General features: G+C 42.1%; 12 protein-coding genes. 7 read left to right on the top strand and 5 right to left on the bottom strand.

Going from position 1 to position 15,006, the window contains the following annotated elements; translation table 11 throughout:
- Nucleotides 1–19: 19 nt before the first annotated feature.
- Entirely contained in the window at nt 20–1,108 is a 1,089-nt protein-coding gene (locus KP803_RS00955; RefSeq protein ID WP_248006956.1) for a GGDEF domain-containing protein, read from the bottom strand.
- Between the two features lie 333 nt (nt 1,109–1,441).
- Between KP803_RS00955 and KP803_RS00960 the strand changes: the two genes are divergently transcribed.
- Complete coding sequence (locus KP803_RS00960) at nt 1,442–2,890, top strand: HD-GYP domain-containing protein (protein ID WP_248006957.1); 1,449 nt, start codon at nt 1,442–1,444, stop codon at nt 2,888–2,890.
- Nucleotides 2,891–3,098: 208 nt separating this feature from the next.
- Complete coding sequence (locus KP803_RS00965) at nt 3,099–4,289, top strand: amino acid aminotransferase (RefSeq protein WP_248006958.1); 1,191 nt, start codon at nt 3,099–3,101, stop codon at nt 4,287–4,289.
- Between the two features lie 87 nt (nt 4,290–4,376).
- Here the strand turns inward: KP803_RS00965 and KP803_RS00970 are convergent, their stop codons facing one another.
- The 3 genes from KP803_RS00970 to KP803_RS00980 form a co-directional block, all read right to left on the bottom strand.
- Nucleotides 4,377–5,000, bottom strand: a complete 624-nt coding sequence (locus tag KP803_RS00970) for a porin family protein (RefSeq protein ID WP_248006959.1) — start codon at nt 4,998–5,000, stop codon at nt 4,377–4,379.
- Between the two features lie 205 nt (nt 5,001–5,205).
- Entirely contained in the window at nt 5,206–5,583 is a 378-nt protein-coding gene (locus tag KP803_RS00975) for a transporter (RefSeq protein WP_248006960.1), read from the bottom strand.
- A gap of 219 nt (nt 5,584–5,802) precedes the next feature.
- A complete protein-coding gene (locus KP803_RS00980; protein WP_248006961.1) occupies nt 5,803–8,148 on the bottom strand; it encodes a helicase-related protein in 2,346 nt (781 codons plus the stop codon).
- A gap of 203 nt (nt 8,149–8,351) precedes the next feature.
- Between KP803_RS00980 and KP803_RS00985 the strand changes: the two genes are divergently transcribed.
- The 3 genes from KP803_RS00985 to KP803_RS00995 all read left to right on the top strand — a co-directional run bounded on the left by KP803_RS00985 (nt 8,352) and on the right by KP803_RS00995 (nt 11,194).
- Entirely contained in the window at nt 8,352–10,040 is a 1,689-nt protein-coding gene (locus KP803_RS00985; RefSeq protein WP_248006962.1) for an NAD-dependent malic enzyme, read from the top strand.
- Between the two features lie 69 nt (nt 10,041–10,109).
- Entirely contained in the window at nt 10,110–10,433 is a 324-nt protein-coding gene (locus KP803_RS00990) for a DUF3392 domain-containing protein (protein WP_248006963.1), read from the top strand.
- The gene (locus KP803_RS00995) at nt 10,406–11,194 is read left to right on the top strand and encodes a SanA/YdcF family protein (protein ID WP_248006964.1); all 789 of its coding nucleotides are present in this window, start codon (nt 10,406–10,408) and stop codon (nt 11,192–11,194) included. Before KP803_RS00990 ends, KP803_RS00995 begins: the two co-directional genes overlap by 28 nt.
- Before the next feature lie 59 nt (nt 11,195–11,253).
- Here the strand turns inward: KP803_RS00995 and KP803_RS01000 are convergent, their stop codons facing one another.
- Nucleotides 11,254–12,570: a GGDEF domain-containing protein gene (locus KP803_RS01000; RefSeq protein ID WP_248006965.1), complete on the bottom strand. Its 1,317-nt coding sequence runs from the start codon at nt 12,568–12,570 to the stop codon at nt 11,254–11,256.
- Nucleotides 12,571–12,846: 276 nt separating this feature from the next.
- On the opposite strand from KP803_RS01000, the gene KP803_RS01005 reads away from it, so the two are divergent.
- Complete coding sequence (locus tag KP803_RS01005; protein WP_248006966.1) at nt 12,847–13,671, top strand: DUF2797 domain-containing protein; 825 nt, start codon at nt 12,847–12,849, stop codon at nt 13,669–13,671.
- A 269-nt stretch (nt 13,672–13,940) separates the two neighbouring features.
- The gene (gene trxB / locus KP803_RS01010) at nt 13,941–14,903 is read left to right on the top strand and encodes a thioredoxin-disulfide reductase (protein WP_248006967.1); all 963 of its coding nucleotides are present in this window, start codon (nt 13,941–13,943) and stop codon (nt 14,901–14,903) included.
- Nucleotides 14,904–15,006: the final 103 nt, after the last annotated feature.

Raw genomic sequence — 15,006 nt, forward strand, 5'->3', positions numbered from 1 at the left:
TAATTTAGGGCGCATTATTCTAAGCAACGATCCTCACCTGCCCCTTATTAGCATGTTTGACTTCATACATCGCTTGATCCGCCAACTTTAAGCTATCGTGTAGGTTAGTAGAACCATCTGATGTAAAAGCGATGCCAATGCTAGCGGACATTGAATGGGTGATATCCGATAACGATTCAAGGACATTATTGTTAAATAGAGCAATAATGTCATTTGCTAGGTTTATCGCTCTTTCATCCCCATGAGGTGAATGCTCAATAAATATCGCAAACTCATCGCCACCTAAACGCGCCACATCATATTGCCCTAGCTCATTGCCAATGTGCTGCTGAGCGATCTCTTTTAGATGGTAACTAAACTCTGAAAGAACGTCATCACCAGAATCGTGCCCATAATCATCGTTAACTTGCTTAAAATTATCTAAATCAATATAAATCAAAGCAGAACGGCTAGATGAAGACTGTTTTGTATGATCTAGGATAGAACGAAACGTTGACCGATTAGCAAGTTGAGTTAGGCCATCAAAATAAGCCAGATTATGAATGTCTTCTTCATGCATCCTTAAAATGTAGTCATCGGCCTTACTTTGAAAATAAATCAAAATATGGCACATCCCACTTAACGCAAATAATGTAATAATAACCCGCACTTTCACCACGTCACTATATGAAGCAATGAGCCAATCATTCGTTAACAAAACAGATAATATCGTAATAAAAATGGAACTTAGCACTACGCCTGTACGGAAGTGGTTGATAAATATGGCAATAACCGCCAGAGGGTAAACCCATAGCATGCCAGTATTTTGATAACCACCGGAAACCACAAGAATGATACTCAATGAATAAATAATCGCTGTCAGCCCGATGAGCCCTGCGTACCTCCACCGGCTTAACACATAGATATTAACAACTGAAGCGAATGAGAAAAACAGCAGTATATTGCCTAGTGTATTATTTTGATTTTTATAGTTAAACAGACTGAATGACACAAGAAAAAACAGACCTAACACGGTCAGTGTATTCACCATCATTCTCTGGCGGCGATGTTTATCTTCAACGACTTCAACTAGCTTTTCAGCAATGAAATTGTGGGTTCTTGATGGCAATACTAAAATCTCAGTTTGAATTCAATTGGCAAAGGTATAAATATGCGTTTGTTAACAGTGATATTAACATCAATTCTACATCGTCAAACGTCGATAAGTCACAAATCCCAATATATGCCATGATATAGATAATAAAACACCATATAGGCTAACTGGTTTGTTATTCCACATTACAACTGGATAACTAAATCAGCATACGGTAAAGGCACTTTCCTACTAAATTCTACTTTTTGAAATCATTAAGCAAATAAAGCGGTCTATCTCAGCGAATACAAATCAAACGTATTAAACTAAACGTGACAATAATAAGAACAAACTCAGTAAGGCTAGGTAATGACAAACTATCACTATAATGCCCCTCTTACCCTCAAACTCTATATTATTGCAGGGATTATATTTGGTACTTATGGCGGGCGAGTTTGCCCTATGCTCGAAACCTTGAGTACCAATGAAATCATGCTTCATGTTGGTGTTACCTACTCAATTCTTTGGTTTTTTCGTCACCTTATCTCCAATAGTGGCAATTCATGGTGTCTGAGCAATTTAGTTCGATTTGATGTTTTGATTGGACTCATATTTAGCCTTCCCCTCGCCATCTTTTATAACGTTAGTTACGAATTCCCTTTAGAAAGTAACTTCAAGATCCTCTTTGGCATGGCACTGTTTGGCTTCTTTAGTGGCACTATTTTGCAACTTTACGCGAAACTAGAATATTTTGATCATTGGCAAGATAATCGAGATGCCTCCGTTATCTTATCTGGTCAGCGCCAATCGATGGTGAAACAAATGATCATGATGATGAGCCTACTTCTCATCACGTTAACCTCCATGTTAATGATGGTTGCGCTCAAAGACATCTTTTGGCTAGAGCATAACCCAGAGCGCTTTCTTGACGGTTCTGGACAAATCAGTGTCATCAAAGAGTTCATCTACATTACTTTGGTCTTAGGCGGCTACGCAGGAGCGATACTCGTCCTTTGGACAAAGTTAATGAAAAAGATTCTTTTTAGCCAAGAACGTACGCTTATTGAAGTCACCCAGGGAGAGCTAAACAAGCGCCTTCCTATATTTGAACACAATGAGCTAGGCTCGATGGCCTCGTTAACGAATCAAATGCTCGACAGCCTTCAATCCTCGCAAGATGAAGTAAAAACTACTCGTGACGTAGCTATTGTCAGTCTCTCAGCACTTGCTGAATCTAGGGATAATGAAACCGGTGCTCACATCTTACGTACCCAAGAATACGTAAAAGCGTTAGCCATTGAGTTAAGTAACGTCGATAAATACAAAACTCTGCTAACACCCAATTACATCGAACTTTTATACAAATCTGCCCCACTCCATGATGTGGGTAAAGTCGGTATTCCTGACAGTGTTCTGCTTAAGCCAGGAAAACTCACACCAGAAGAGTTTGAAATAATGAAAACACACCCTGAGATTGGGGCAACAGCGCTTTCTATGGCCGAGAAACAGCTTGGAACGAGCACATTCTTACAGCTAGCAAAAGAGATCTCGTTATCTCACCATGAAAAGTGGGATGGTAGCGGTTACCCAAACCAACTAGTAGGAGAAAACATCCCTCTATCTGGCCGACTCATGGCTCTTGCTGATGTGTATGATGCGCTTATTTCAAAACGGGTCTATAAAGAAGCGTTTAGTCATGAGAAAGCTGTTTCAATCATATTGAAAGGAAAAGGTAATCACTTCGACCCACAAGTCGTCGATGCATTTACAGCTATTGAAGGCCGATTTATCGAAATAGCGGCTCACTTTCAAGATTGAGCATAGAATAAACACCAGCCTCATAAAAGTCGCTATAAGTTGAGATAATTGATGACCTAAGGTCGGTAAAATAACGTTTCCATCCATAAATTATCAACAGTGACAATTTTTTGTGCTTTTCTGTTTTGTTTCGGTTGTTTCAAAAGCCTCACAAAGGTATAAAAGAAGGAGTTCAATATTCCCCTTTAATTAAACATGGATGAAGATTATGTTTCAAAAAGTTGTCGCCGCTCCTGCAGACCCTATTCTTGGCCTTACTGAAGAATTTAAAAAAGATACGCGCGCTGAAAAAATTAATTTAGGCGTTGGTATCTACAAAAATGAGAGCGGTGAAACCCCAGTTCTTGCAACAGTAAAGAAAGCAGAAGCAGCACTGCTGGAAAATGAAAAAACAAAATCTTACTTAACCATTGAAGGGACTGCTGAGTATGGTCTAGCTGTACAAAAGCTACTGTTTGGTGACAATTCAGAGATCGTTACTCAAAAACTGGCTAAAACAGCACAAGCTCCAGGCGGTACAGGCGCACTTCGCGTCGCTGGTGAATTTATTAAGCGCCAACTTGGTGATGTGAAAATTTGGATAAGTAACCCAACTTGGGCAAACCACAACGGTGTGTTTGCTGCTGCTGGTATCGAAACGGCTCAATATGGTTACTACAACGCAGAAACGAAAGACAAAGACTTCGCTTCAATGGTTGCAGATTTAAGCAATGCCTCTGAAGGTGACGTTGTACTGCTTCACGGATGCTGTCACAACCCAACAGGTATTGATCCAACAGCGGAAGAGTGGGAAACCTTAGCAAAATTAGTGGCTGATAAAGGCCTTCTACCAATGTTTGACTTTGCTTACCAAGGTTTTGCAAAAGGTGTTGAAGAAGACGCTGCCGGTCTACGTACCTTTGCTAAGTACAACCAATCAATTTTAGTTGCTAGTTCGTTCTCTAAGAACTTTGGACTATACAACGAGCGTGTAGGCGCATTTACGCTAGTCGCTCAATCTGAAGAAATTGCAACAACGGCATTTTCTCAAGTAAAAGCAATCATTCGTTCAATCTACTCTAACCCACCAGCTCACGGTAGTGCTGTCGTGACTCACATTCTAAACGATGCTGACCTACGTGCTGAATGGGAAGGTGAAGTTGCAGAGATGAGAGACCGTATTCAAGAGATGCGTGAATTGTTTGTAGCGACATTAAAAGCAGAAGGCGTGAATGCAGACTTTAGCTTTATTGAACGACAAAATGGTATGTTCTCGTTCTCTGGTCTATCTAAAGAGCAAGTAACTCGCCTAAAAGATGAGTTTGCGATCTACATCGTTGGCTCAGGTCGCATTAGCGTTGCTGGCATGACAAAATCAAATATGGGCCCTCTATGTAAAGGGATTGCTGCTGTACTTTAAGCATCATTAAAACCATGATTAAGAGTCAGCATTACGCTGGCTCTTTTTGTATCTTATACTTGCTAGCAAAGAAGTCATTGTAAGGCACTAATAATAATAGCGTAGCGCTATTCCCCCCTCGTTAGTCGTATTATCATTCATGTCTCGATGCGTATAAAAAGCACCTAGGGAAAAATTCTTAGACAGATGATAATCTCCACGGATTACTAGTACATTTTCATCAAAACTTTCGCTTCTCACTAACTCTCCAATTGCCGCTAGCTCCAGCTTTTTGGTTGCCCGGTAAATGGCCTTAATATCGAAGCCATAAATAAAATCATCTTCACGTTGGATTCGCTCATCAGAATCTTTCTCGACAATATTGAGCCGCTTAAACCCAATCTTTGCTCTAGGAGCGAGCTCAAACTTTTCAGCTAAAGGAAAGCGATAACCCACGGCGGGCTGCATGACATAATATTCATTGGTGAACTCTTGAGTACCGACGTCTCTATGCACAAAGCGAGCGGCATAATCAAAGCCAAGTAACCAATTTTCACGATAGTCAGCACTAAACCCGACAGCAAGTGCCGTCACATTACTGTTCACACCAATATTTTCATCGTAAGAGCCGGAGCTTAAGTCAGCATAAAAGTAATCATGGTTAATACCTGCCTGTGACGATTGAGGAGCCGTCGCTTCTTGGGTATTTTGGGCATGTAAATGAGAGGACATTAACAGGAGTAAACAGGGGAAAGCTATCCATCGCTTTATCATTATCTAACCTCATGAACAATCAAGTTGCTGTTCTATTGAGAATAGACTAATTAGAACCCTTTTAAGGAAATTAATTAGTTAAATCATCATATTGATGAATTCATCACTAATAACACGTTCAGAGTGAAAGAAATGAAACAATTTATCAGTAACAATGAAGGCATTATAAGTGGACGGTAAATTCCTCTTGATGTGAGCTATCAATAGCAAAGTCACACTGCTTTTGTATCGCATCAATCTGCTTTTGCTCTAACGAGTATGGCATGACAACTTTTAGTTGATCAATACCTTCGTCTTTCGCTATGCCTACCAAGGTCAGTAAATTCACCTCATCACTATAACTTGGAGAAAGTGAATTTAATGCTGAGGTCCATAAGCGCTCTTCAACGGGGACAGGCTTTTCAGGTCGGTTCGCTAATAGATGGCTAACCCCAGGAACCATCGAACTCATGGCTTCTAAAAATGTCCACTTTTTAGCACAAGAAGCACCAAGAAAAGACGTATAGTCAAAAACTACGCACTGCTTTTGCGGTTTATCCATCACTTTCTCAATCGGTTGCTCATCTTAAGAAACTAATATCATGCAATACGCTGGATATATCAATAGGATATAAAACAATAGTCTGTTATAGCTAAATGAGAGGTTAAAAAGCTATATAAAAACCAGTTATGTAACAAATGATGCACAACAACAAAGCAAGTGATGCGGTAGTAGTTAATATTTTACAGATAAAATTAAACATACCTGCCTATCGATAAATCACTTAATATCGATAATACGACTGGCCTTTTGATATCGTACACGCCAACCCTTCCAACGCGGTAGCTCCCAACGCTTAGGGTCGCCTTTTCGCAACCCACTTTGATATGTGACAGTCACTAGTTTCTTTCTCACTTCATAACTGGCAGAAAGATTCAGATCACCTAAGCACAGTGAAAAAGGGTATTGTTGTGAAAATTCATTCTCCTCCCAGTAAGGGATCCCATCAAACTTAAAGTCATCAGCGTCAAATAATGCAAGCTCTTGAATCGATTCTAGCTCTAACTCCTTCAGCTGCAGAGAAAACCACGAGTCAAAGGTGACATTTTCATGGCCATCTGCTTCGGAAAGACCTAACTCTACATACAATTTCCACAGCTTTATCTCATCCGATCTAATCTGCGCAAAACCGGGAAGTGCTCTTTCGGCATGCACTTCATCAAGGATAGTCTTACTAGCAAGCTCTCCTATTGCGGCCGTTTTTTGGGTTGTGAGTATTCGATTCGCATAAACGAGGCTCATTTGACTATAAGCAACATCATCTTCTATCAGAGTATCACCTTGACGCCACTCTCCCAACTCGATCTCAACCATATCGGCAATTGAGATGGGCATCATTACCGTTGCCAAGTTAAGAGTCTGCTTTACGCCTCGCCCCGGCAAACTATGGAGGTCTAAAACTATTGCCGCTTCTGACTTATCAAAGAATCGACTATTTCGTGCTGGCATGACTTCCATCTTACCATTGCCCAACGCACCCCTTCGTTTTTCTCGCCGAATAAAAATCAGTTCTGCATTTAGCCGGGCAATCTGCTTTGCCAAGTCTTGGTGGTTGTAACGTGAAGCAACTTCTAACATAGGCAGTTCAAATAGCACCCTCATTTGCTCTGCTAACCCCCTTGCCTCTTTTACCGCATCAGGGTTCAAGGTGATTGCCGACAGCGGCTCATCTCTTACGATCTTAATCAGCAGGTTGGCATCGCAGCCTAACACCTCCTGCTGATTAAGCTCTTCAAGCAAATCACGATTGCTGTTCATCGAATAAAGCGAGCTTGGCACTGACATAGCGGCAGTTAAGTCGATCATCGCCTCTTTCAATGGCTTCTTGGTAATCCGAGTCAGCAAATCGGCGTGCATAGCGTCGATAGGTAGAGGATAGAGTTTCTCGCCATGTTCAGTAATTCGCCCGTTACCGTCGATAGCCTCCATAGAGAGCAACGTACTTCGCGCCAAATCAAGAGACTTACTCGGAATCGCATCTAACCATGAGAGTTGTTCTAATCGGTAGCCACACATTGAAGCAGTGAGCATAGGTTCAACTAAAGATTCACGCTGAAACTCTGGGGGAGTCGTTAACTCCAATGCAGCATGTTGGCCATAAAGTTGAATACAGCGACCATTCATAACGCGTCCCGCACGCCCCATTCTCTGCTTAGCGCTGGCTTTTGATATATGAGTAAGTATGAGCGTTGTACGGCCATTTCGTTGCACCGTTCTTCGCTCTAAACCGGAGTCAATCACGGTCGATATATTGGGAATGGTTAATGATGTTTCTGCCACATTGGTCGCCAGAACAACTTTTTGCTTATCTTGGGCCTCTAATGCAAACTGACGAGTTTCGTCATCAACGGAGGCGTGCAAAGCAACAACAATAACGGACGTTTTGTTTTTCAATATTGACTGACACTGAGCAATTTCTTTTCTGCCGGGCAGAAAGACAAGGATGTCCCCTTGTGCGTCAGTTAACTCTTCAAGAACTTGCTCACATACTCTTTTTTCGAGATTCTTCGAACTTGGTAAATGTGCTGAATCACGAGCAATATGAGTGAGAGAGACGGAGTAAGAACGGCCTTGAGCTTGTAACCTTGTCCCACCGATGTAATTGGCTAGCTTTTCGCCTTCAATGGTGGCAGACGTGATGATCATTCGATGCTGGTTAGACTCTTTCAACATCGACACCAGTAAATCGGTATCCCATCGGCGTTCATGAAACTCATCAATCATGATGACATCGAATGACTTCAATTGGTCTTCAGCAAACCAACGAAGCGCCACACCTGGCGTGACAAAAACGACTTGAGTTTGGGGGCCGTATCGATTCTCAAGTTTTATCGCGTAGCCGACCGACTCTCCCGTCGTCTCTGTTTTTTGACTCGCCAAGTAATGAGCTAACGAAATACAAGCGATTCGTCTTGGCTCAATCACTAAGACACGGCCTTGTTGAGCCGCCCATAGCGGCAATCGGGTTGATTTTCCTGAGCCTGTTTCAGCTTCTACAACCAAGTGGTGTTTTATAAGCTGTGCGAGAAATGTGGTTTTGATGGCATCTATGGGAAGCGATTGCATGACGAGCCGTAAAATGAAGTTGAGTGGTCAAATTATACCTAAGTTATAGAAATCTAGGCATTTCAAACGGCAATATTCCGACTAAAGGTTATATTATTCATAAACACCATTTAATTCATGACTCTGCGGTCAGTGTTCTATTTACAATAACATAACTTATCCCTATCATTTTAACTGTCTCTCCACCCTACAATAGGCAAACAATGAAAAACGATAAACGCCCCCTCTATATTACCTACGCTGGACCAGCTCTTCTTAGTACGCCACTACTAAACAAAGGCAGCGCCTTTACCGCCAGTGAGCGCAGCTCTTTCAACCTAGAAGGTCTACTTCCTGAAAGTACTGAAACCATTCAAGAACAAGTTGAACGTGCCTATCAGCAATACACCAGCTTTGAAAGTGATATGGATAAACATATCTACCTTCGTAACATTCAAGACACCAACGAAACCCTATTCTACCGCCTTGTTCAGAACCATATTTCAGAGATGATGCCGATCATCTACACCCCGACCGTTGGGGCGGCGTGTGAAAATTTCTCTAATATCTATCGTCGTGGGCGTGGCCTATTTATCTCTTACGCGAACAGAGAGCGTATTGATGACCTTTTGAATAATGCGACCAACCATAACGTAAAAGTTATCGTAGTAACCGATGGTGAGCGTATTTTAGGTCTTGGTGACCAAGGTATCGGTGGTATGGGGATTCCAATTGGTAAACTTGCGCTTTACACGGCGTGTGGTGGTATTAGTCCAGCTTACACACTACCCATTGTTTTAGATGTAGGGACAAACAACCCTCAACGCCTTGCCGATCCAATGTACATGGGCTGGAGAAACCCGAGGATCACGGGTGAAGAATACAATGCGTTTGTTGAAGAGTTCATGCAGGCTGTTCAACGTCGTTGGCCAGATGCGTTAATTCAGTTTGAAGATTTTGCACAAAAAAATGCAATGCCACTTCTTGAGCGATACAAAGACCGTCTATGTTGCTTCAATGATGATATACAAGGAACTGCGGCAGTAACCGTCGGATCTTTGTTGGCCGCCTGTAAAGCAGCCGGTAGCAAACTTTCTGAGCAGCGCGTTACCTTCCTTGGTGCAGGTTCTGCTGGTTGTGGTATCGCCGAAGCCATTATCGCGCAAATGGTTTCCGAAGGTATTAGCGATCAGCAAGCTCGCTCTCAAGTCTTTATGGTTGACCGCTGGGGCTTATTACAAGAAGGGATGCCAAACCTATTAGATTTCCAGCAACGTTTGGTTCAAAAAAATGCCGACACTAAAGACTGGCAAACCGACGGCAGTGCGTTCTCGCTGCTTGATGTGATGACCAATGCCAAGCCAACGGTTCTTATCGGTGTTTCTGGTGCTCCGGGTCTATTTAGCAAAGATGTTATTCAGGAGATGCACAAACATTGTGAGCGTCCAATTGTGTTCCCTCTATCGAACCCAACAAGTCGAGTAGAAGCAACACCAAACGACATTATTCGTTGGACTAACGGAGAGGCACTGGTTGCAACAGGCAGCCCGTTTGATCCTGTCGTACACGATGGTAAAACCTACCCAATCGCTCAATGTAATAATAGCTACATTTTCCCTGGTATTGGTCTCGGTGTACTTGCCGTCAGTGCAAAACGAGTGACTGATGAAATGTTAATGGAATCAAGCCGAGCATTATCGGAATGTTCACCGCTAGCAATAAACGGTCAAGGTGCTCTACTTCCACCTCTGGAATCAATCCATTCAGTATCGAAAAAAATAGCTTTCGCCGTTGCTAAAAAAGCGATTGAACAAGGCGTTGCACTTGAAATTACCGATGAAGCTCTAGAAGCGGCGATTGAACAGCACTTCTGGCAACCAGTCTATCGCCGTTACAAACGTACTGCATTCTAAAACTGTTCCAAGTAATCTGAAACTATGGCCCTTATCTCTCTTCGATAAGGGCTTTCTCATGAGGTGATTATGTTAGATTTACTAGCGCCTATTGGACGCTATCTTAATCCTTATATGTTGGAAATTTCGACCGCTCTCATAGCGTGTTCACTGGTCGTATTTGGTGGAGAGATCAACCGCATATTACGGCAAGCAATGCGTAGCCAACACTTTCTTATTCGCACTGTTGTATTTATATTGGTCAATGCCTTTGGCTATGGTTTAATTATTGTTAAAGCAACACCTTACCTTTCTCGAACACTTAATGGGCTTAACTCTGGTATGATGTTTGTCATTGTATTAACCAGTTTCATCGCTATTGGATTATGGGCTCAACGAAATCGACAAATTTAGTCTTGCAGCTAATCGATAAGATACATACTCGCTGGACTTGGAAGCACTGCTTTCAAGCGGCTCGGGTTGCCTTAATTTCTCTTCTCATCGTTATCTTAACTTTAGTGGTCATTGATCGTTGGGTAAGTTGGAGAACGTCAGACTCCATAGTCTCTGACAGCCAATTAATTGATCATTATGATGTGGCGGTTGTTCTTGGGACAAGTAAGTACCTTGGCCGAACACTTAACGATTATTACCAACACAGAATCGATGCCGCTATAGAACTATTCGAACAAAATAAAGTGGATGATTTTCTATTGAGCGGCGATAACGCCCACCGCTCTTATAACGAGCCATGGACAATGAAAAGGGATCTCTTACGAGCCAATGTCCCTGAAGAAAACATTTATCTCGATTATGCGGGCTTTCGAACGTTAGACTCTGTCATTAGGGCAAGGAAGATATTTGAAAGTGATGACTTTTTGATTATTACACAGCGATTTCACTGTGAACGTGCGCTCTTTATCGCTAAACATCACGATATTAACGCGCACTGTTTAGCCGTTTCAGGGCCAAAGAATCATTCAGGGTATAAGGTTCGACTTAGAGAAGTGTTCGCTCGGGCTAAAGCCTTTCTTGATCTTTATATCATCAATACTCAGCCAAAATTTTTAGGTCCCAAAGAGCCCATTATTAAACAGTCTGTTCTTGAGGGGCCACCAGAGAACCCAAGTCACATAGAATATACGCCAAACGATGAGCTCATTTCTGCTGAATGAGTTCAACAATCTCTATTAGGCCAATAACGCACTCATTAGAAAGTGGTCACTATTTCCAGTTAACTATCATGTGACTCTCCCTCGTTCACTTGAACTCTATTTCGTCCCAAGTGCTTAGCCATATACAGCGCTTCATCAGCTCTGGCTATCGCTTCCGTAGAACGTTCAGTATCTAATATTGCAACACCAATACTGCAGGTCAGTGGGTCACCATGTACCCAAATGTGGTTTTCAACGCCATGTCTAATGTGTTCAGCAAGCTCTTTTGCCTCTTCCTTATCCAAACCGGGAGAAAAGACAATAAATTCTTCTCCTCCCCAACGAACCAAACGGTGATCTTGTTTGATGATACTGAAGATCACCATAACAAACTCTCGCAATATATCGTCACCTATCGCGTGCCCATATTGATCGTTGACCTGTTTAAAGTAATCAATATCCAAATATAGAATAGCAACCGTACATCCCTCACTAACACATTTTTCTTGTTGTACTTTCAGCCAATCTCTAACTGCATGTCGATTCATGGCTCCGGTTAACGCATCGCGATGGGCCAGTTCGGCATATTGGAAGTTCTGCGCACGTAGTGATCGATTTATATTGCGTAAGTGCTCCTGCCTAGTCGCAGATTGATTGATAACGTGATGATTTCGACGTATCTCCCCAAGCAAGAGTACACTTCCGCCGACAACCCACATAAGAAGTAGCGACATAAACAGCGTTTCACCGGGGATATAAGTGCCTACCAGAGACACTTCTTTAATTTCCATTTTATAGTGTCCGGGCCCAGCACCCGACCCAGTCGCAAATTCGATTTTATTGATGTTAGAAAATTCAGGGGCAGAGTGTTTTATGGGAATATTATTGTCAACCAACCACCAAGTCATGACTTGAAGACTGTATAGCGGGATCTCAAGTAGTCCTTGTCCTTCCGCAGGTGAATATTCAATGCCATTATACTTATGGGTGTATTCATTATCAGGCACTGAATAATCAGGGTTATAATTGCGCATATAAAAACGCATTCTTGGATGAGAATTATCAGCGAGGTTTGTCAGATCAACGTTCAGCCTAACCGTGTGATAGCTAGAAAAATCCAGGCCTCGTTCTGCTTCAGGATACAGGTGAATTGAAATACCACAGTATGGCCAAGCGTAATCACTCTCTTTTAACTCACAAGTCAACGTTACTTCTTTCCCGTTAACATCAAGACTAGCCGTAGAAAGCCCACCATTGTATGTGTCAGTTGTCGCTAAATAGCTATAAAGATGAGGAGGGATCACCTTGACTCGACTGTCACCATACATTCTGTAGAGTTGAACAGTTAATATGGTGATAACAACCATGAAAAGTACAGATCTATGTATAAAACTCATGTTGTTATAAACGCTCCAAAGCTAACCCGCGAAGCCACATGTCCGCAAATAGAAGAGAATCACTATATTCATTGCTTCATTTTGAGACTAGAGCGGTATTGGTTCCACCTTTTTAATCCCAAGCTCCATCGGCACGCATATATTTACGGCTTACATCACGATAGGAGCGATGCAACAGTTAATAGAAGTATAAAACACTATTGATAAATCACATGTTATTTCAACACATTTTATTTGTTAAACTGATCGACAAATTATAAAAAGTAGAGCGAAGTCATGTCACAAACCGTACTTGGTACACTAAAAAAAATGTCAACCACTTTAGAAGGGGAAGTTTGCTATAAATTACCGGTAGGTAATGAGTTTATCGAACTCAATCCGCTAATAGGTAAATCAATAAAACTGACGCATACGGGTAATATCTTTTGTAGCTCTTGTGGGAAAAAAAGCAAAAAAAGCTACTCTCAAGGTCACTGCTTTGTCTGTATGAGAAAACTCGCAAGCTGCGACATGTGCATCATGAAGCCAGAAACTTGTCACTATGATCAAGGCACTTGCCGTGAGCCGCAGTGGGGTGAAGATAACTGCATGGTGGATCACTTTGTCTATCTATCCAACACATCAAGCATGAAGGTTGGTATTACTCGTCATACTCAGATCCCAACTCGCTGGATAGACCAAGGCGCTACTCAAGGACTACCCATCTTCAAAGTGAAGACTCGTCAAATCTCTGGGTTAATCGAAGTTGAGCTTGCAAAGCACATCGCAGATAAAACCAACTGGAGAACGTTACTTAAAGAAGATGGCGAAGATATACCCTTAGAACAACGTTTTGCTGAACTTCTTCCCCTCGTAGAAGATAAAATTGCAGAAATTAAACAACGCTTTGGTGAGGATGCTATTGAGCTGTTAGCGAGCGACATTACACCAATTAGCTACCCTGTCACTCAACACCCAACAAAAATTGTTTCGCACAACTTTGATAAGAATCCAGAAGTAACGGGAGTACTTCAAGGTATCAAAGGTCAATACCTGATTTTAGATACCGGAGTTATTAACATCCGAAAATTCACTTCTTATGAGGTTGAAGTTGAGGTTTAATGTTCAGACTTGACCTACAAACCTAAGTGTCAAGGCCTCTTCATTGTCAATATGAAGAGGTCATCGCTAAATACGAACACTACAGACTCTGTATCAAATTGATATTTCCACGTCATTCCCTATTCTCAACAAGACCTCCAACTCAGACAAATTTAGTTCTAACCTATTCCCTTTTATTCACTTTTTGACACTTGTTTGCCCTTTTTTTGCCCCCATATCTTCCTTACAATCATCCCAATTAGCATTCAAATATCAGTATTGGAGCCAGAATGAGCGACGTTAAACATTGTAATCTTTTGATTCTAGGATCAGGCCCAGCAGGATACACAGCAGCAGTTTATGCCGCTCGTGCAAACCTCAACCCAGTTTTAGTGACGGGCATGCAGCAAGGTGGTCAATTAACCACAACAACTGAAGTAGAGAACTGGCCCGGCGATCCTGAAGGATTAACCGGCCCAGCTCTTATGGATCGCATGAAAGAGCACGCTGAACGTTTCGAAACAGAAATGCTGTTTGATCACATTAACGAAGTGGATTTAAACCAGCGCCCATTTCAACTAAAAGGCGACAGTGCCGAATACACTTGTGACGCTTTGATCATTTCCACAGGCGCATCAGCAAAATACCTAGGTCTAGAGTCTGAAGAAGCGTTTAAAGGTCGTGGCGTATCTGCTTGTGCAACCTGCGATGGTTTCTTCTATCGAAATCAAAAAGTTGCCGTTGTTGGTGGTGGTAATACTGCTGTTGAAGAAGCGCTTTACCTATCCAATATTGCTTCTGAAGTTCACCTGATCCACCGTCGTGATACTTTCCGTTCTGAGAAAATTCTAGTTAAGCGATTAATGGACAAAGTCGAAAACGGTAACATCATTTTACACACTGATCGCACCCTTGAAGAAGTACTGGGTGATGATATGGGTGTAACGGGCGTTCGTATTAAAGACACGAAATCTGATCTCACTGAAGACCTAGAAGTGATGGGTGCGTTCATTGCTATTGGGCACCAACCAAACACAGCAATCTTCCAAGACCAATTGGAAATGAAAGACGGCTATATCGTTGTTAAATCAGGCTTAAATGGCAACGCTACACAAACGAGTGTTGAAGGCGTTTTTGCCGCTGGTGATGTCATGGACCACACCTACCGTCAAGCGATCACATCAGCGGGAACAGGCTGTATGGCTGCACTCGATGCAGAGCGCTACCTCGATGCGTTAGCCGATAAATCATAACGATTTGTCCTGCCTAAAACTAAGTTTTAATATTTAGTTCAAAACCCCATAGCCCAAAGGTATTCCCTTTGGGCTTTCTTTTGTATAATACGCTCATAAAATT

Origin of the sequence: Vibrio amylolyticus (assembly GCF_023145695.1) — a bacterium.
GTDB lineage: Bacteria > Pseudomonadota > Gammaproteobacteria > Enterobacterales > Vibrionaceae > Vibrio > Vibrio amylolyticus.